9 protein-coding genes are annotated in these 15,117 nt (G+C 73.4%); 3 read left to right on the top strand and 6 right to left on the bottom strand.

The features are described 5' to 3' along the window. Positions 1-20: 20 nt before the first annotated feature. Both OG904_RS09025 and xerC read left to right on the top strand, forming a co-directional pair. Entirely contained in the window at positions 21-677 is a 657-nt protein-coding gene (locus OG904_RS09025; protein ID WP_405489125.1) for a helix-turn-helix domain-containing protein, read from the top strand. Between the two features lie 68 nt (positions 678-745). Further along, a complete protein-coding gene (gene xerC, locus OG904_RS09030; RefSeq protein ID WP_405489127.1) occupies positions 746-1,936 on the top strand; it encodes a tyrosine recombinase XerC in 1,191 nt (396 codons plus the stop codon). Between the two features lie 88 nt (positions 1,937-2,024). Here the strand turns inward: xerC and OG904_RS09035 are convergent, their stop codons facing one another. Further along, positions 2,025-4,190, bottom strand: coding sequence for an ATP-dependent DNA helicase UvrD2 (locus tag OG904_RS09035; protein WP_405489129.1), 2,166 nt, complete (start codon positions 4,188-4,190; stop codon positions 2,025-2,027). A gap of 221 nt (positions 4,191-4,411) precedes the next feature. On the opposite strand from OG904_RS09035, the gene OG904_RS09040 reads away from it, so the two are divergent. Continuing rightward, complete coding sequence (locus OG904_RS09040; RefSeq protein ID WP_405489131.1) at positions 4,412-4,672, top strand: mycoredoxin; 261 nt, start codon at positions 4,412-4,414, stop codon at positions 4,670-4,672. A gap of 84 nt (positions 4,673-4,756) precedes the next feature. Here the strand turns inward: OG904_RS09040 and nudC are convergent, their stop codons facing one another. The 5 genes from nudC to OG904_RS09065 all read right to left on the bottom strand — a co-directional run bounded on the left by nudC (position 4,757) and on the right by OG904_RS09065 (position 15,081). Further along, complete coding sequence (gene nudC, locus OG904_RS09045; protein ID WP_405489133.1) at positions 4,757-5,704, bottom strand: NAD(+) diphosphatase; 948 nt, start codon at positions 5,702-5,704, stop codon at positions 4,757-4,759. Between the two features lie 96 nt (positions 5,705-5,800). Then, on the bottom strand, positions 5,801-7,210 hold the full coding sequence (locus OG904_RS09050) for a dipeptidase (protein WP_405489135.1): 1,410 nt from the start codon (positions 7,208-7,210) through the stop codon (positions 5,801-5,803). Between the two features lie 10 nt (positions 7,211-7,220). Continuing rightward, on the bottom strand, positions 7,221-10,850 hold the full coding sequence (locus tag OG904_RS09055) for a UvrD-helicase domain-containing protein (RefSeq protein WP_405489137.1): 3,630 nt from the start codon (positions 10,848-10,850) through the stop codon (positions 7,221-7,223). Positions 10,851-10,929: 79 nt separating this feature from the next. Next, positions 10,930-14,490, bottom strand: a complete 3,561-nt coding sequence (locus tag OG904_RS09060; RefSeq protein WP_405489139.1) for an ATP-dependent helicase — start codon at positions 14,488-14,490, stop codon at positions 10,930-10,932. Between the two features lie 243 nt (positions 14,491-14,733). Then, positions 14,734-15,081, bottom strand: coding sequence for an MGMT family protein (locus OG904_RS09065; RefSeq protein WP_405489141.1), 348 nt, complete (start codon positions 15,079-15,081; stop codon positions 14,734-14,736). Positions 15,082-15,117: the final 36 nt, after the last annotated feature.

A 15,117-nucleotide genomic window follows, 5' to 3' on the forward strand; every position in this document is an offset into this window, starting at 1 on the left:
TTCGATGCCACCCTTGAGGGGTGACGGATGACAAGAAGAACCCGCTAGGCCCTACCGGCGACCGCGTGAGGGCCAATGTTGAGCGCCTGCGCGTTGCGCGCGGACTGACCAAGAAGGACGTATCTGACAGGGCCCGCGAACTGGGCCGCTCGATTCCACCCCTGGGTATTTCGCGGCTCGAGGCCGGTACCCGACGGGTAGACGCCGACGACCTGGTCACCCTGGCGCTGGTCCTCAACGTCAGCGTGAATACGCTCCTCCTGCCGCCCTCGGCTGGCGACGGTGAGATCGAGCTGGCTTCTGGTCGCGCCGTAACCGCACGGACCGCCTGGCGCTGGAGCCAGGGAGGGGGCCCAGCAATCGACCCGGCCCCGGAATCGGACGGATACCCGATCGGCCCCGGAGGCGATCCTGTTGCCGCCGCAGAGGCTGACGAACGCGAGCAGGATTACCACCGCCAGCGGGCCGAGTACCTCGCGCTTGCTCTCCCGCCTGAGCTGCGGCGGGCCGCGGACCAGTCGGCCGTCAGGGTTGCCCGTCAGTTGGCCGAGCTGGTTGAGGATCTCGTGGCGCAGGCGTCCGCAGAGGACGCGGCGCCCCTGCTCCGCATGGCGCGTAGGCGTCACCAGGCGCTCGGGCTCGAGTTGGAAGAACTTGAGGAGCAGCTCAAGGCCTGATTGCGCCCGCCCGGCCACAGGCGGCGCTCACGAACCGACGGATTGCAGGACTCGACCGGAGGAACGCAATGACGGACTCAGTCAAGAAGATCACTCTGAGGAACGGGACCACCCGCTACCGAACGGTGGTCGACGCCGGCCATGACGAAACCGGCAAACGGATTCAACTCACCATCACCAAGGACACTCAGAAGGAGGTGAAGGAGGAGCGGGCGCGGATCACGCACCAGCGGAAAGCCGGTGACCTGATCGTCCCAAGCAAGCTCACCGTCGCCGAGTGGCTTGACCAGTGGCTGGAGTACAAGCGCCGCGACGTCGAGGAAACATCCATCACGACCTACGAGCTGAACCTGCTGCACCCGCGGGAGCGCCTGGGGCATATCCGCTTGCAGGAGCTGACCGAGGACCACGTGCAGGAGTTCGTCGACGAGCTGGTCGCCAGCGGCCGGCGCAGCGGCGGGAAGCCGGGCACACGCCTGGCGGTCTCGACGTCCGTAGTGGTACTCAACCGTCTGCGGCAGGCACTGGCCAGGGCCGTCATCCGCAAGCACATCTCGACGAACCCCGCCCAGTACGTGCGTGTCTCTCTGGCCGACAAGAAGACTGACAAGCGGGACCGGACGCGGGCGGCGCCCTGGTCGGTCGCCGAAGTACAGCGTTTCGTGAAGGGGATCGAACAGGACCGCCTGTACGCGCCGCTGCTGCTGTCCCTGATGGGCCTCCGTCCGGCTGAGGTCTGCGGCCAGCGGTGGACGGACCTCGACTTGAAGGCGGGTGCCATCGAGATCGCCAACACACGGACGATGATCGGTAACGTCCGTGTCCTCGAGAAGGACACGAAGACGTCGTCTGGGGAGCGGGCCCTACCGCTCCCCCAGGGGCCGCTCGAGGCCTTGAAGCGCTTCAAGGCTCAGCAGGCCCGGGAGAAGCTGGCCGCGGGCGAGGGGTACACGGACACGGGCTACGTAGCGGTCGACGAGCTGGGGCTGCCGATGAACACCCGGCAGCTGCGCGAGTACGCGTACCGGCTCATGGACAGCACCGGACTCCGGCGGGTCCGGCTGTACGACGCCCGCCACTCGTGCCTGACGTACCTGGCAGTGAACGGCGTCCCGGACGTGGTCCTTGCCGCGTGGGCCGGCCACACGAACGCGTCCTTCACGAAGCGTCGGTACGTCCACCCCGGGATCGAGGATCTGCGGTCGGCTGCGACCGCGTGGGACGGCTTCCACGGAGGGGCTCAGAATCCCTCTGTGTGAGAGATTGTGAGAAACGATCTACGATCGCCCCTCTCGCTCCACCCCTGACCTGCGCAGACGTCAGATCACGCAGAAACCCGACGAGTTTCTACGCGTCGTCAGGATCTTCCCGCTCCGGCTCCCCACCTGCGCAGATGGCCAGCACATCGGCTCCGTACCGCTCGAGCTTGCGGACGCCCACGCCGGAGATCATCGCGAGCTCCCCCGCCTCCGCGGGGGTGGCCTCCGCGATGGCCATCAGCGTCTTGTCCGTGAAGACGCAGTAGCCGGGCATGCCCTGCTCCTTCGCCTGGACGGCGCGCCAGTCCCGCAGCCGCTCGTAGAGCCCTTCGTCCATGTCGGACGGGCAGTCCTCGCAGCGCATCAGTTTGAGCTCGCCGGCCTCGGTCAGGGTCTTGCCGCAGACCCGGCACAGCACCGGCCCGCGGCGGCCGCGCTTGCGGGCCCCCGGCTCGGCCACGCCACCCGGCCTGCTTCCCGGGGCCGCGGAGCCCGGCCTCAGGCCGTTCAGGAAGCGGCTGGGCCGTCGGGACCCCCGGCCGCCCGGAGCGCGGGAGAGGGCCCAGGAGAGCGTCAGATGGAGGCGGGCCCGGGTGACGCCGACGTAGAGCAGCCGGCGCTCCTCCTCGACCTGTTCGTCGGTCTTCGCGTACGTGATCGGCATCATGCCGTCGGTCAGGCCGGCGAGGAACACCGCGTCCCACTCCAGGCCCTTCGCCGCGTGCAGCGAGGCGAGGGTGACGCCCTGGACCGTCGGGGCGTGCTGCGCTGCCTTGCGCTCGTCCAGCTCGAGCGTCAGGTCGGCCAGGGTGGCGCCCGGGTGGCTGCGGGCGAAGTCCTCGGCGAGCCGGACCAGCGCGGCCAGCGATTCCCACTGGTCGCGGACGGCGCCGGAGCCGGTGGGCGGTTCGCTGGTCCAGCCGGTGGAGCTGAGCACGGCCCGGACCTGGGAACCGAGCTCGACGACATCGTCGAGGAGCCGGTCGTTCCCGCCGGAGCGGGCGGCTCCGCGCAGCGAGAGGATCGCCTTCTGCACTTCGCCGCGCTCGAAGAAGCGCTCGGCACCGCGCAGCTGGTAGGGGACTCCGGCGTCGGCGAGGGCCTGCTCGTACACCTCGGACTGGGCGTTGATGCGGTAGAGCACGGCGATCTCGCCGGCCGGGACGCCCGCCTTGATGAGGTCACGGATCCGGTGGGCGACGCCCTCGGCCTCGGCGGGCTCGTCGGGGTACTCGGCGTAGACGGGGTCGGGGCCGGTCTCGCGCTGGGAGACCAGCTCCAGGCGGTGCTCGGCGGCCCGTCCCCTGGCCTGGTTCAGCAGGCCGTTGGCGAGGTGGACCACCTGGGGGGTGGAGCGGTAGTCGCGGACCAGCTTGACCACGGTGGCCTGCGGGTACTTGGTGCGGAAGTTCAGCAGGTGGTCGGGGGTGGCACCGGTGAAGGAGTAGATGGTCTGGCTGGCGTCGCCGACCACGCAGAGGCTGTCGCGCTCGCCGAGCCAGAGGTCCAGCAGTCGCTGCTGGAGCGGGCTGACGTCCTGGTACTCGTCGACCACGAAGTGCTGGTACTGGGTGCGGATCTGCTCGGCGATGTCGTGGCGGTCCTGGAGGATGCCGACGGTGAGGAGCAGCACGTCCTCGAAGTCGATCATGCCGCGGTCGCGCTTGAGCTGCTCGTACGTCCCGTAGATCTGCGCGATCTCGGCCAGGTCCCGGGGGGCCTCGCGGCCGGCCTTGAGGGCGGCCGCCGGATAGTCGGCGGGCACCGTCTGGGTGACCTTGGCCCACTCGATCTCGCCGGTGACGTCGCGCAGCTCGCCCCGGTCGAGGCGGATGCGGCAGCGCGCGCCCGCCTCCGCGACGAACTGGATCTTGCGCTCCAGCAGCCGGGGCACGTCGCCGCCGACCGCCTTGGGCCAGAAGTACTGGAGCTGGCGCAGGGCGGCGGAGTGGAAGGTCCGCGCCTGCACCCCGCCGGCCCCCAGCTCGCGCAGGCGGCCGCGCATCTCGCCGGCGGCGCGGTTGGTGAACGTGACGGCCAGCACACTGGCCGGCATCAGCTGGCCGGACCGGACCCCGAAGGCGATGCGGTGGGTGATCGCCCGGGTCTTGCCCGTGCCGGCGCCCGCCAGCACGCACACCGGCCCCCGCAGGGTCGTCGCGACCTCGCGCTGCTCCGGGTCCAGGCCCAGGAGCACCGCGTCGGCCGAGTCCGCGCCGGGCGTGAAGGATGAGGAGTGCGTTGCTGATGTCACCCCGCCATGCTGCCAGGTCCGGTGGGGCGGCCGGGAAATCCGTCCACAGGCACCACGCTTTCGTCCTACGGGAACATCGTCGTACCCCGGCCCCGACCGCTGCCGGAGCGGGGCGGGAGACGGGGCGGGAGACAGGGCGGGAGACAGGGCGGGAATGGCCGCGCGGTCCCGTACGTTCGACTACTCGGACCAACGAGCACCCCACGAATGGAGAGCGCAGCATGCAGGACGCGGGCACGGTCACGATGTACAGCACGACCTGGTGCGGCTACTGCCGTCGGCTGAAGAGCCAGCTGGACCGGGAAGGCATCGCCTACAACGAGATCAACATCGAGCTCGACCCCGAGTCCGCGGCGTTCGTGGAGAAGGCGAACGGCGGCAACCAGACCGTTCCGACCGTCCTCGTGAAGTCCTCCGCGGGCAGCGAGTCGGTCATGACGAACCCCAGCCTGGCCCAGGTCAAGCAGGCCCTCGCCGTCTGATGTTCTTGATGTGCCGAACGCCACCCGTCGGCACGTACAGAAAGGCCCCCGCCGATGGCGGGGGCCTTCTGCCTGTGCGTTCCGCTACGCGGTCGGCTTCGGGAGGGGCTTGCCGTACCAGAGTTCCACCAGACGGGCCGCGATGGAGATCCCCGCCGGCGGGAGCACCTCGCCCGCCTCGATCGCCTTGCGCAGGTCCTCGCGGGAGAACCAGCGGGCCTCCTGGATCTCGTCGCCGTCCACGGTGATCTCGGAGGTGGTGGCGCGCGCCGTGAAGCCCAGCATCAGGCTGTACGGGAACGGCCAGGGCTGGCTGGCGACGTAGTCGACCTCGCCGACCTTGACGCCCGCCTCCTCCCACACCTCGCGGATCACGGACTGCTCGATCGACTCGCCCGGCTCCACGAACCCCGCGAGGGTGGAGAAGCGGCCTTCCGGCCAGTGCACCTGGCGGCCCAGCAGCGCGCGGTCCTGGTCGTCGGTGACCAGCATGATCACGGCCGGGTCGGTGCGCGGGTAGTGTTCGGCGCCGCAGCCCGGGCAGCGGCGGATGTGCCCGGCGGCGGCGACCACCGTGCGCTCGCCGCAGCGGGAGCAGAAGCGGTGCATGCGCTGCCAGTTCTCCAGCGCCACCGCGTGCACCATCAGTCCGGCGTCCCGCGCGGAGAGCAGCATTCCGGCCTCGCGCAGGCCGGCCGGGCGGGCCGACTGGTCCATGCGGCCGGGCAGCGAGTCCTTCTGCAGCGCGAAGTACCGTACGCCGTCCTCGTCGGTACCCAGGAAGTACCGGTGGGTCTCGGTGACCGGGGCCTCGAAGGCCGGGGTCATCACGATGGCGGTGGCGCCGTCGGGGGTGTCGTCGATCAGGACCTGGCCGCCCGAGACCACGAAGACGCGGGTGCTGGGGTGGCTCCAGGCCGCGGCGAGCCAGGCCTCGTCGAGGCGGTGGTGCGCGGCGCGGTCGATTCCGCTGGGCGCGGCGAGCGAGATCGGGCGCTCGGCATCGGTACGGGTGCTCACAGGTACTTCCAACTCCCCCGGTGGTAGGACACAGGCAGGCTCAGCAGAACGGGTGTGCGGCGGGTGCGGCGGGTGCGCGGCGGTGGGTGTCGGCCCGGTGTCCCGGTGTCATCCGGACACCGGCTTCCAGTGGGCGGCCAGGTCGCCCCACAGGTACGCCGCCGTCTCGACTCCCTTGGTCAGCAGGTCGAGCTCCACCTTCTCGTTCGGCGAGTGCCAGCCGTCGGAGGGTACGGAGATCCCGAGGAAGAGGACAGGGGCGTCCAGCACGTCCTGGAGGTCGGCCGCCGGGCCCGAGCCGCCCTCGCGGGTGAACCGGACCTTCTGGCCGAAGGCCCGGCCCATGGCGCGGACGACCGACTGCAGCGCGGGATGGTCCAGCGGGGTCAGGCACGGCCGGGTCGGAGCGCCGAAGGTGATGGAATGCCGGATTCCGGCGGGGACGCGTGCGTCCACCCACCGGGTGACGGCGGTCTCGACCTCGTACGGGTCCTGCCCGGAGACGAGCCGGAACGACAGCTTCACGTGGGCGGAGGCGGGCACGATGGTCTTGCCGCCGGGGCCCTGGTAGCCGCCGCCGATGCCGTTGACCTCGGCGGTCGGGCGGGCCCAGACCCGCTCCAGGGTGGAGTAGCCCGCCTCGCCCGAGGCCGCGTGGGACTTGGCCGTACGCAGCCACTCGCCCTCGTCGAAGGGCAGCTCGGCGATCAGCGCGCGCTCGGCGTCCGTGAGCTCGGCGATGTTGTCGTAGAAGCCGGGGATCGTGACCCGCTCGTCCGCGTCGTGCAGGGCCGCGACGAGGCGGGCGGCGACGGTGGCCGGATTGGGCACGGCGCCGCCGAAGGCGCCGGAGTGGATGTCCTGGTCGGGGCCGTACAGGTCGATCTCGCAGTCGGCCACGCCGCGCATGCCGGTGCAGACGGTGGGGGTGGTCTCGGACCACATGCCGGTGTCGGAGACGATCACGACGTCGGCGGCGAGGCGGGCCGCTTCGCGCTCCACGAGGGCGCGGAAGTGCGGGGAGCCGGACTCCTCCTCGCCCTCGACGATCAGCTTGAGGTGCACGGCGGGGGCGGACGCGCCGGTCGCGGCGAGGTGGGCCCGCACACCGAGGGTGTGGAAGAACACCTGCCCCTTGTCGTCGGCGGCGCCGCGACCGTACATCCGGCCGTCCTTGATCACCGGCTCGAACGGGTCGGTGTGCCAGCCGTCGGCGAGGGCGGCGGGCTGCACGTCGTGGTGCCCGTAGACCAGGACGGTGGGGGCGGCGGGGTCCTCGCTCGGCCACTCGGCGAAGACGGCGGGGGCGCCGGCCGTCCGCCACACCTCGGTGACCGGGAAACCCGTCTCCTTGAGCTTCGCGGCCAGCCAGTCGGCGCTGCGCCGTACGTCGTCCGCGTGCTCGGGCTGGGCCGAGACGGAGGGGATGCGGAGCCAGTCGGCGAGATCGTCGAGGAAGGCCGCGCGGTGCGTGTCGATGTACGTGCGGACGACGCTGTCCGCCGGGGTGTCGCTCATGACCACGAGCCTAGCCGTCTGTTCGAGGGTCGCTTTCCGTGTCCGTTTTGCCTTGGAGGATCCGCTCAAGACGGGCGCGGCCGGGAAGGTTGCGGGGGCGGATGACGCGGCCGCTGCGGACGTGGAGGAACGCGGCGGTGACCTCGGCGAGGGGGGTGTCCGTGGCTTCCGCCCAGGCCAGGCGGTAGACGGCGAGCTGGAGGGGGTCGGCTTCGGTGGTGCGGCCGGTCTTCCAGTCGACGATCTCGTAGCCCCCGTCGGGGTCGCGGTACACCGCGTCGATCCGGCCGCGGATCACCCGGCCGGCGAGGGTCAGCTGGACCGGGACCTCCATGCGGTACGGGGTCCGGTCGGCGTACTCGCTCCGCTCGAAGGCCGCCTTGAGGGAGTCGAGGTCGGCCTCGTCGGCGATGTCCTGGTCGGAACCGTCCTGGCCGAAGCCGGACCCGGGGAGGTCGGCGAGGGGGTCGAGCACGTCCAGGTGGGGCAGCGGGAGCTCGTCGAAGCGGGACTCCACCCAGGCGTGGAACCGGGTGCCCTGGCGTGCCGCGGGCTGCGGGGGCTTGGGCATGGGGCGGGCAAGGTCGCGTACGAAGCCCTGCTCGTCGGCGGCGAGGCGCAGCAGCTGGCTCGCGGAGAGGGCGGAGGGGAGCTCGACATCGCGGACGGCCGCCCTGGCACGGCGGAGCTCGCCCTCCAGGGCGTCGAGGTCCCGGTCCCAGGAGGCGATGGCGCGGGCCTCTTCGGGGCTGAGGCCGGTGGCTCCGCCGGCTGCGGTCCAGTCCCCTTCCTCCGGCCACAGGTCGTCGCCGCTGCCGCTGCGGCTGCGGCTGCCGTCCGCGGCGGGGTACGGCTCGGCCTCCGGCCAGGAGGTATCCGCGACGGAGCCCGGCTCTGCCTCCGGCCAAGGGGCGTCCGCGGCGGGGCGTGGCTCGGCCTCCCGTCGGGGGGTGTTCGCGGCAGCGGGGAGCTCGGGGGGCGGCCAGGGTTCTTCGTCGTAGGCCGGGTCTTCGCAGTCGGGGGGCCAGAGGTAGGGGTCCTCGGGCGGGGTGGGGGGTGGGGGGAGCTCGGGTGGGGAAGCGGGGTGGGGGCGGCCGGGGGGGAGGTAGGACTCGACCAGGGCGGCCGCCGCTCGGCGCAGGGCCAGGGATTCCGGGTCCAGTGGGAGGGGCCAGGAGTGGTCCGGGGTGGAGTCCGTCGCCAGGGCCGGGTTCTCGGCGTCCGGCGCCGGGGTGTCGGCCCAGGCTTCGATCTCACCGTGGCCGGACGCGCAGTGGTCGTGGAGGGCGGTGAGGAAGGCGGAGGGGCCGCGCGGCTTCTTCTGCGTCGGGCCCCACCAGTGGCCCGAGGCCAGCAGGAGGGAGCGCGGGCGGGTGAAGGTGACGTAGCCGAGGCGGAGTTCCTCGACCGCCTTGTGGGACTTCAGGGCCGATTTGAAGGAGCGCAGGCCCGCCGAGGTCCACTCCGGTGCGGCCGGGAGCGTCGGCGCGTCGCCGCGCAGGGCGTACGGGAGGACCTTCGCGTACGAGGTCCAGGCCTCCGGGGCCTTCTCCTTCGGGAAGGAGCCCGCGCACAGGTCGGGGACCACGACCACGTCCCACTCCAGCCCCTTGGACTTGTGGGCCGTGAGGACCTTGACCGTGTTCTCGCCGCCCGGCAGCGCGTGGTCCAGGCCCTTCTCGTACTGGGCCGCCGTGCGCAGGAAGGCGAGGAAGGCCAGCAGGGACGCCTCGCCGTCCAGGGAGGCGAAACCGGCCGCGACGTCCATGAAGCTCGACAGGGTCTCCCGGCGGCGGGCCGCCAGCGCGTGCGGGGACGAGGCCAGCTCCACGTCGAGGCCGGTCGTCGACAGCACCCGGTGCAGTACGTCCATCAGCGGGTCCGAGAGCGAACGCCGCAGGTCGCGCAGTTCCTGGGCCAGGTGCGCGAAGCGGACCCGGGCGGCGGCGGAGAAGGGCAGCCGGTCGGGGACCGACTGTCCCGAGCCGTCCAGGAAGGTTTCGAGCGCGTCGGCCAGCGACACGATCTCCGCCGGGTCCACGCCCTCCACCGCCGCCGCGAGGCGGTCGTCCCCGGCGTCCGGCGCGCGGGCGATCAGCGCGCGGGCCCGCCGGCCCAGCAGCGCCAGGTCGCGTGCGCCGATCCGCCAGCGCGGCCCGATGAGGAGCCGGACGAGCGAGGCGTTGGCCCCGGGGTCCTGGAGGACCTCGCAGACGGCGACGAGGTCCGCGACCTCCGGGAGGTGCAGGAGCCCGGACAGGCCGACCACCTCGACGGGGACGTCCCGTTCGACGAGGACCGCCTGGATCCGCGCGAAGTCCCCGCCCGAGCGGCACAGTACGGCGATCTCGCGCGGCTCGGTGCCCGTGCGGACCAGGTGGGCGACCGAGTCCCCGAGCCAGTCGAGTTCCTGCGCGTGGGTCTCCAGCAGCGCGCAGCGCACCGTGCCGTCGTACTCGGCGCCGGGCGCGGGGCGCAGCGCCTCGACTCCCTCGTGCATCGCGCGGAGCGGGGTGGCGAGCTCGTTGGCCAGGTCCAGGAGGCGGCCGCCGCTGCGCCGGTTCTCGCTGAGGGAGAAGCGGGTGGCGGGGCGGCCGTCGGCGTACGGGAAGTGCTCGGGGAAGTCGTCGAGGTTGGCCACGGAGGCGCCGCGCCAGCCGTAGATGGCCTGGCAGGGGTCGCCGACGGCGGTCACCGCGTGCCCGGTGCCCCCGCCGAACAGCCCGGCGAGCAGCAGCCGCTGCGCGACCGAGGTGTCCTGGTACTCGTCGAGGAGGACGACGCGGAACTCCTCGCGCAGCAGCGCGCCGACCTCGGGCCGGGTGGTGGCGAGCTGCGCCGAGAGGGCTATCTGATCGCCGAAGTCGAGGAGGTCGCGGGAGCGTTTGGCGGCGCGGTAGCGCTCGGTCAGCTCCAGCAGTTCGAGGCGGCCGCGGACGGCTTCGGGGACCTTGCGCAGGTCCTCGTTGCTCAGCTTGGTGTCCGCGAGGACGGACAGGAGCTCCGTGTCGTACGCGCGCAGCCGCTCCGGCGGTACGAGGTGCTCGGAGAGCTCCCCGTCCAGCGCGAGCAGGTCCCCGACCAGGTCGGGGAGGGATTTGGTGAGGGCCGGATACGGCCCGGGGGCCTCGCGGAGCACGCGGGCGGCGAGCTGGAAGCGGGTGGCGTCGGCGAGCAGCCGGGCGCTGGGCTCCAGGCCGATGCGCAGGCCGTGGTCCTTGAGGAGCTGTCCGGCGAAGGCGTGGTACGTCGAGATGCGCGGCTCGCCGCCGGCCGCGGCGGCATCGGCCGGGGAGGGGTCCGGATCGCTGATGCCGGCCCGGGCGAGGGCCCCGCGCACGCGCTCGGCGAGCTCGCCGGCGGCCTTGTTGGTGAAGGTCAGGCCGAGGACCTGTTCGGGCGCGACCGCGCCGGTGCCGACGAGCCAGACCACGCGGGCCGCCATGACGGTGGTCTTGCCGGAACCGGCGCCGGCCACGATGACCTGGGGGGCGGGCGGAGCGGTGACGCAGGCCATCTGTTCGGGCGTGAAGGGGATTCCCAGGAGCTCCTTGAGCTGCTCGGGATCGGTGAGGGCCGGTGCGGCCGGCGGGGACGGGGGCACCGGGGACACCGGGGGAACGGACGGACTCGCGGTCACCTGAAAAGGCTAGCCGCCCGCACCGACAGTCCCCGCCGTCCGGGCCTCCCCGCCGTCCGGGCCACCCCACGGTCCGGGCCTACTCCACCGTCTGGCGGCCCTCCGGGCGGGCGCTGCAGGAGTTGCGGAAGGAGCAGTGGTCGCAGTGCTTGCCGGTGGCGGGCGCGAAGCGCTCGTCGAGGACCCGGCCGGCGGCGGTGGCGAGCAGGTCGCCGACCCACTCGCCGGAAGCACCGCCCTCCAGGGCCTGCTGCGCCTGGATCTTCGGGACCGTGTCGCCGCCGTCGCGCTGGGCGGCGCCCTGGCGCAGCTGCACGAGCTCGGCGCCGCCCGGTTCGGGGCGCAGGCCTTCGAAGACCTCGTCGACGGCGCCCTCGCGGACGGCGAGCTGGTAGACGGCGAGCTGGGGGTGGCGTGCGACCTCGTCCTTGGTCGGCGCCCCCTTGCCGGTCTTGAAGTCGACCACGTACGCGCGCCCCTGCGGGTCCGCCTCGACCCGGTCCATGGAGCCCCGGACCCGGACGGCGTACTCGCCGGCCTCGAGGGTGACGTCGAAGTCGTGCTCGGTGGCCACGGCCGCACGGCCCCCGCGGTCGGTGGTGTGCCAGCGCAGGAAGCGTTCCAGGGCGGCGCGGGCGTTGTCCTTCTCCTGGCGGGACTTCCAGGGGGCGTCGAAGGCGAGGGCGTCCCAGACGGAGTCGAGCCGTTCCATCAGGACGGCGAGGTCGGCGGGGGTGCGGCCGGAGGCGACCTCGTCGGCGAGGACGTGGACGACGTTGCCGAAGCCCTGGGCGGCGGTGGAGGGGGCGTCGGCCTTGACCTCTCGGCCCAGGAACCACTGGAGGGAGCAGGTGTTGGCGAGCTGGTCCAGGGCGGAGCCGGACAGGGCCACCGGATGGTCCCGGTCGCGGAGCGGAACGCTGCTGCGGGTGGGCTCGTACAGCCCCCACCAGCGCTGCGGGTGCGCCGCGGGGACGAGCGGGCGGTCCTCGTCGTCGGTGAGCACGGCGAGGCGGGCCAGGCGCCGGGCGGCGGCGTCGCGCAGGGCGGGCGAGGCCTCGGGGTCGACGGTGGTGGCGCGGAGTTCCGCGACGAGCGCGGGGACGGCGAGGGGTCGGCGGGGGCGTCCGGTGACGTCCTTGACGGGTACGCCGAGCTCGGTGAGGAGGCGGGAGGGCTGGTCCCCGTCCTCGGCGGGTGCCTTGACGGCGGTGACCACGAGGCGGTCGCGGGCGCGGGTGGCGGCGACGTAGAAGAGGCGGCGCTCCTCGGCGAGGAGCGCGCCGGGGGTGAGGGGTTCGGCGAGGCCGTCGCGGCCGATGCGGTCGGCTTCGAGGAGGGAGCCGCGGCGGCGCAGGTCGGGCCAGAGCCCTTCCTGGACCCCGGCCACGACGACGAGGGACCACTCCAGGCCCTTGGAGCGGTGGGCGGTCATCAGCCGGACCGCGCCCTGGCGGGTGGCCCTGGCGGTGAGGGTGTCGCCCGCGATGTCCTCGGCTTCGAGCTGTTCGAGGAAGTTGAGCGCGCCGCGGCCGCCGGTACGTTCCTCCGCGCGGGCGGCGGTGTCGAAGAGCGCGCAGACGGCGTCGAGGTCGCGGTCGGCGTTGCGGCCGGCGGGGCCGCCGCGGCGGGCGCCGCGTTCGAGGCGCTGCGGCCAGGGGGTGCCGTCCCAGAGGGTCCACAGCACCTCTTCGGCGGTGCCGCCGCCGGCGAGGAGCTCACGGGCCTTGCGCAGCAGCAGACCGAGGCGTTGCGCTCCGCGGGCGTAGGCGGGGTCGTGGGCGACGAGCCGCTCCGGCTCCGCGAGGGCGCGGGCGAGCAGGACGTCGGAGGGCGCGGGCGTCTTGACCCCGGCGGCCCGTTCCTCGTCGCGCAGGGCACGGCCGAGGCGGCGCAGATCGGCGGCGTCCATCCCGCCGAGCGGCGAGCAGAGCAGCACGACGGCGGCCTCGACCCCGATCCACCCGACGCCCGCGGCGGGCTCGGCGGCGTCGGCGGCAGCACCTGTGCCGGGCCCGGCGGCGGGGGAGGTTTCCCGCCCGCCCGCCCCACTGTCGCGAGCGAGCTCGCCCACACCGGCGCCCGGGGCGCCGGACACCCCGCCGACTCCGTCGGGCACCCCGGCCTCGGCGGGCTCCGCCTGAGTCTCGCCGGGACCGGTCGGGGCGGGCTCGGCTTCGGTCGCAGCATCAGCCGGGTGCGCGGGGTCGGCGAGAGCGGTCGGGGGCGGCTCGGCTGCGGGTGTCGCGGCCTGCTGTGCCGGGGCCGTCGGGGGGAGGGCCGATTCGGCGAGGGTGCGGAGCGCCGTGAGGAGGGGGGCTATCGCGGGTTCGTGGCGGAGGGGGGTGTCCGTACCGTCCGTTTCGGCGGGGACTCCCGCCGCGATCAGGGCGCGGCGCATCTGCGGCAGGGTGCGGCCGCCCGCGCGTACCAGGACGGCCATGTCCTGCCACGGCACGCCCTCTTCCAGGTGGGCCCGGCGCAGCACGTCGGCGATGTTGTCCAGTTCCGCACCGGCCGTGGGGTAGGTGAACACCTCGACCCGGCCGCCCTCGCGGGTCGACGCGAGCCCGCGGTGGGCCCGTACCGCCGCCGAGGGCAGGCGGGGCACCGGCATGCGGGAGGTGAGCTGCCGGGTGGCGGCCAGGAGCACCGCCGACGAGCGGCGGGAGACCGTCAGGGCCCGGATCTGCGCTCCCGGGAAGGAGGTCTCGAAGTCCAGGACGTTGTTGATGTCCGCGCCCCGGAAGGCGTAGATCGACTGGTCCGGGTCGCCGAAGGCGGTCAGCCGGCCCGCCGGCCCGGCCAGCGCGCGCAGCAGCCGCAGCTGCGAGGCGTCCGTGTCCTGGTACTCGTCCACGTAGATCACGTCGTACAGGGACGACAGCGAGGGGGTGCGCTCCGCCAGGAGGACGGCGCGGTGGAGGAGTTCCGCGTAGTCCAGGGTGCCCTGGAGGTCCAGGACGTCCAGGTACTCGGAGAGGAAGGCCGCCGCAGCCTTCCAGTCCGGCCGGCCCAGCCGGGACGCGAAGTCGGACAGGGCGGCGGGCCCCAGGCCCAGCTCGCGGGCGCGGGCGAGCACCGCGCGGACCTCGTCCGCGAAGCCGCGCGTCGTCAGCGCGGCCCGCAGGTCGTCCGGCCACCGGATGGCGGCGCCGGCGGGCAGCCGGCGCTGGCCCTCCAGCAGGGTGCGGACCATGACGTCCTGCTCCGGACCGGACAGCAGCCGCAGCGGGTCCGCGAACAGGTCGGTGTCCTGGTGGGCGCGGACCAGTCCGTAGCAGAAGGAGTGGAAGGTGGTGGCCTGCGGGGCCCGTGCGCCGCCGAGCCGCAGGGCGGTCCGGTCGCGCAGTTCCACGGCGGCCTTGCGGCTGAAGGTGAGGATCAGGACGCGCGCGGGGTCGGTGCCCGACTCGACGCGGGCGGCGACCGCCTCGACCAGCGTGGTCGTCTTTCCGGTGCCCGGTCCGGCCAGGACCAGCAGCGGGCCGCCGTCGTGGTCAACCACCGCCCGCTGCGCTGCGTCCAGCACAGGGGGATCCACCCGTTCCGCGCCGGTGCGCACCAGGCGGTACGCGTCCGGGGTCCGCGTACGCCGCCGCTCGGTGCGGTGGCCGCCGTCGGAGGAAGAGGTGTTCACGTGGGGTGCCGGTCCTGGTGGGTCTGCCGTCGCAGCGGTTGCTGCCGTTACTGCCGTGGTGCCGGCCCGAGCCTGAGCCGGAGCCGAAGAGGCAACGCTACGGCAAGGCGTGCGGCGCGCGCAGTTCCCCCGGGACCGCCGCCGGGGCCCGCGTCCCGGCTGCCATACGGGCCCACGCGTCCCCCGAACGGGGCTTCGCACGTCCCTTCGACCGCCCCTCCGGACCCCGCATGGCCGAAGCTGTCACATGTGACCTTCGTCCCGCGCTGCGTCCCCGCCGTACCCGTCCCAGCGCGCCCGCCGCATGTCGAGCCGCGGTTCGCCGTCGCCGGTCAGACGCAGCGGGGTGGCCTCCGCCCGGTAGTTCTCCAGCGCGCGCCGCTCGCTGCCGGGCAGCGGGCGGCCGTCCGCCCGCACCACGCGCCACCAGGGCACGGCTCCCCCGTACAGTGCCATGACGCGGCCCACCTGGCGGGGTCCGCCCTCGCCGAGCCACTCCGCGATGTCGCCGTACGTCATCACCCGGCCGGGCGGAATCCGCTCGGCCGCTTCCAGCACCCGCTCCGCGTACGCCGGCAGCTCTTCGCTCATTCGGCCCATGGTGCCGCACGGGACCGACATGCGGAT

This window comes from Streptomyces sp. NBC_00096 (assembly GCF_045041305.1).
GTDB lineage: Bacteria > Actinomycetota > Actinomycetes > Streptomycetales > Streptomycetaceae > Streptomyces.

Excerpts from the sequence above, each read along its gene's own strand:
- xerC (WP_405489127.1), top strand. The coding sequence starts at position 746 with ATGACGGACTCAGTCAAGAAGATCACTCTGAGGAACGGGACCACCCGC.
- OG904_RS09040 (WP_405489131.1), top strand. The coding sequence starts at position 4,412 with ATGCAGGACGCGGGCACGGTCACGATGTACAGCACGACCTGGTGCGGC.
- OG904_RS09050 (WP_405489135.1), bottom strand. The coding sequence starts at position 7,210 with ATGAGCGACACCCCGGCGGACAGCGTCGTCCGCACGTACATCGACACG.
- OG904_RS09065 (WP_405489141.1), bottom strand. The coding sequence starts at position 15,081 with ATGAGCGAAGAGCTGCCGGCGTACGCGGAGCGGGTGCTGGAAGCGGCC.